The sequence below is a fragment of the Microcystis sp. M53598_WE2 genome (assembly GCF_030067735.1).
In the GTDB taxonomy this organism is placed as follows: Bacteria; Cyanobacteriota; Cyanobacteriia; order Cyanobacteriales; family Microcystaceae; genus Microcystis; species Microcystis aeruginosa.
Map to the genome: position 1 here is coordinate 1 of NZ_JASJFE010000512.1, position 2,630 is coordinate 2,630.

2 protein-coding genes are annotated in these 2,630 nt (G+C 40.6%); one reads left to right on the forward strand and one right to left on the reverse strand.

Features of this window, described 5'->3' with window-relative positions; translation table 11 throughout:
* Window positions 1–75: 75 nt before the first annotated feature.
* Window positions 76–1,569, forward strand: a complete 1,494-nt coding sequence (locus PX636_RS10460; RefSeq protein WP_288117065.1) for a thymidylate synthase — start codon at window positions 76–78, stop codon at window positions 1,567–1,569.
* Window positions 1,570–1,727: 158 nt separating this feature from the next.
* Here PX636_RS10460 and PX636_RS10465 read toward each other — a convergent pair whose 3' ends face one another.
* Entirely contained in the window at window positions 1,728–2,159 is a 432-nt protein-coding gene (locus tag PX636_RS10465; protein ID WP_004162878.1) for a DUF4278 domain-containing protein, read from the reverse strand.
* Window positions 2,160–2,630: the final 471 nt, after the last annotated feature.

Genomic DNA, 2,630 nt, shown 5'->3' on the forward strand with positions numbered 1-2,630 from the left:
AACTGGATGGTAGTGATACAATAGAAAACCTTCACCGAAATATTATTAATTATCTTGAACGATTAATTTAAATCCATGCTTAGTACAGAAACCACCCCTAAATTCACCTACCAACCCCACTATAAACCCAATCAATTAATCTGCGGTCACGGCCAAACAGCAATTATCACGGGATGGACAGTAAAACAGTCCCTTGCTAAACATTTAAATCCCGACCAATACGCGGTGATTGGTAATCTTTATAGTCCCACCAGAGGAATTAGTCCCCTGCTGAGAAACTTAATAGCAAATCCCCACGTTAGATACTTAGTTATTCTCAACGCAACTAAGGAAGATAAGAACTCCGGTAGCTGTCAATGTTTGCTAGATTTTTTTAGTCAAGGATTCCAGTTAGGAAAAAGTGACACAGGTAAAGAATGTTGGCTAATTAATTCTTCTACCACTGGATATATTGACAAAGAAATTGACCGAGAAATTCTCGAAAAATTGCGTCAATCAATTCAATATCAACCAGTTAAATCCATCCCAGAAGCGATTGAAACTGTCAAAAATTATGCAAAACAATCCCCCTTACCAACTTGGGGAAAACCATTAACCTTTCCTATCTCAGAAAATCTTCCTTCTTTGCTACCCGGGACAAGATACGGTCATCGCATTGAAGGAAAAACTATTGCCGAAACTTGGGTAAAAATTCTCCAAAAGATTAAAACCACCGGCACAATTAGACCGACAGGATATGATGGTAAATGGCAAGAATTAATTGACCTAATGGCCGTTGTCACCAATGAACCCCCAGACTTTTATTTTCCTGAACCTAATTATTTGCCTATAGATAGAGCTTTTCTCACCGAATATATCGGACAAATTCTTGATGATTCTCCTATACACCAAGGAGTTAAATACACCTACGGTCAAAGATTGCGCTCTTGGTTTGGCCGAGACCAAATTGCACAGGTTATTAATAAATTAATCTCAGAAATTGACGCAGCCAGTGCAGTTATGTCCCTCTGGGATGTGAAAGACCACGAAAAGGGAGGTAGTCCCTGTTTAAATCATATTTGGGTGCGAGTGGTGGAAAATGAATTATCTCTCACCGCAATATTTAGAAGTAATGATATGTTTGCCGCTTGGCCGGCAAATGCCATGGGATTGCGCGCTTTACAGCAACATATTTGCCAAGAAATCAATCAACGCTCCCAGTATAATTTAACCTTGGGTCCATTGATTACTATTAGTCAATCGGCCCATATATACGATGATACTTGGGAGAATGTCGAACGATTAATCGCCACCCAGTACGATAAAATTGTCAATCAGCGCGACTTTTTTGACCCTAGCGGTAACTTTTTGATTTCTGTGGAAAAAGAACAAATTCTTGTCCAACAAACTACCCCCGGCAGCGGGGAAGTTGTCGCTTGTTATCAAGGCAAAAATCCCCTCAAATTAATCCGCGAGCTTGCAACAACCAATCCCGCAATTATTCCCGAACATATCGGTTATCTGGGAATCGAGTTACAAAAGGCATACAATTGTCTCAAAAATAATCAGCCTTATATTCAAGACCAGTAGATAGGTGGGAAGTTTCAGTGAACAGTGAACAATAAACAGTAAACAGTGAAAAGACAGTAGGAAACTTCTATTTAATACTACTCACTTAAAACTCAAATCTGATAACTGATAACTGATAACTGATAACTGATAACTGATAACTGATAACTGATAACTGATTACTGGTCCTTGTTTGCTGAACCAGCGCCGCGATATTTGAGAGATGAGGAGCGAATTGGGTTAGCCACCGTCGGATTATTGGTGATTTTAACCTCCGCACCGCGATATTTACCTCCTCGCTCCTTGACAGGAGCCTCAGCGACTGTTGGCTCGATATAGGTGGCGCCACGATACTTTTTCTCGCCGGCGGTTTCTGGAGTGGGGACGGGGAGATTCTTCTGCTCTTCTCGTCCTTGCCATAAAAAGGTGACGACAATCACAACTGTCAAGAGAATTAATAGCTGAATCTGCCAAGGAGCTAAAACCAGACTCAACACTAAACTGATTACCGTGGCGGCACTGGCCAGATAAGCGATCTCATCGCTGGACTGCTGCCAGAAATAGGCAGCCAAGGCAGCGGTGAATAGTGGGAACAAAAACAAATAGGACATTCTGGGTACACCTTGTCACGCTAGTGAACCAATCTCTCTATTATTACCCCCCTAGCTTCGATCGGCGAAAAATATTAACTTAGCTTATATTACATATAAGTTTTATTTTGTCAATTTTTCTTTACAATTCGTAAAAATATTGTTACATTTATTTACATGAGCTAAAAGTTAAAGCAAAACAGCCAAGACACCAAGCCAGTTCAGATTGTTTCGGGGAGTATCAGACAAAATATGATTCCCTTAGTCCGAGACAACGGTGAAAAACTGGGCTGACTAGCTTAAAAAAGTTTTCGGGGTTTGGGTTTGCCCCATTGACAGATTTGCTTGAGTTCTCCTACATAACTTAGCGCTACCTCGGCTGGACACCGAGGTTTTTTATTTGGTTACAGCATTTTCGACTAAGTAGGGTTGGCTGAATAAATCTAAAAACCTTGTTGGATAAGGCTTTTAGACTTTTTTTCCCTGAAAAAG

What these genes read in the sequence shown, in the direction of transcription:
- PX636_RS10460 (WP_288117065.1), top strand. Translation starts at nt 76, where the DNA reads ATGCTTAGTACAGAAACCACCCCTAAATTCACCTACCAACCCCACTAT.
- PX636_RS10465 (WP_004162878.1), bottom strand. Translation starts at nt 2,159, where the DNA reads ATGTCCTATTTGTTTTTGTTCCCACTATTCACCGCTGCCTTGGCTGCC.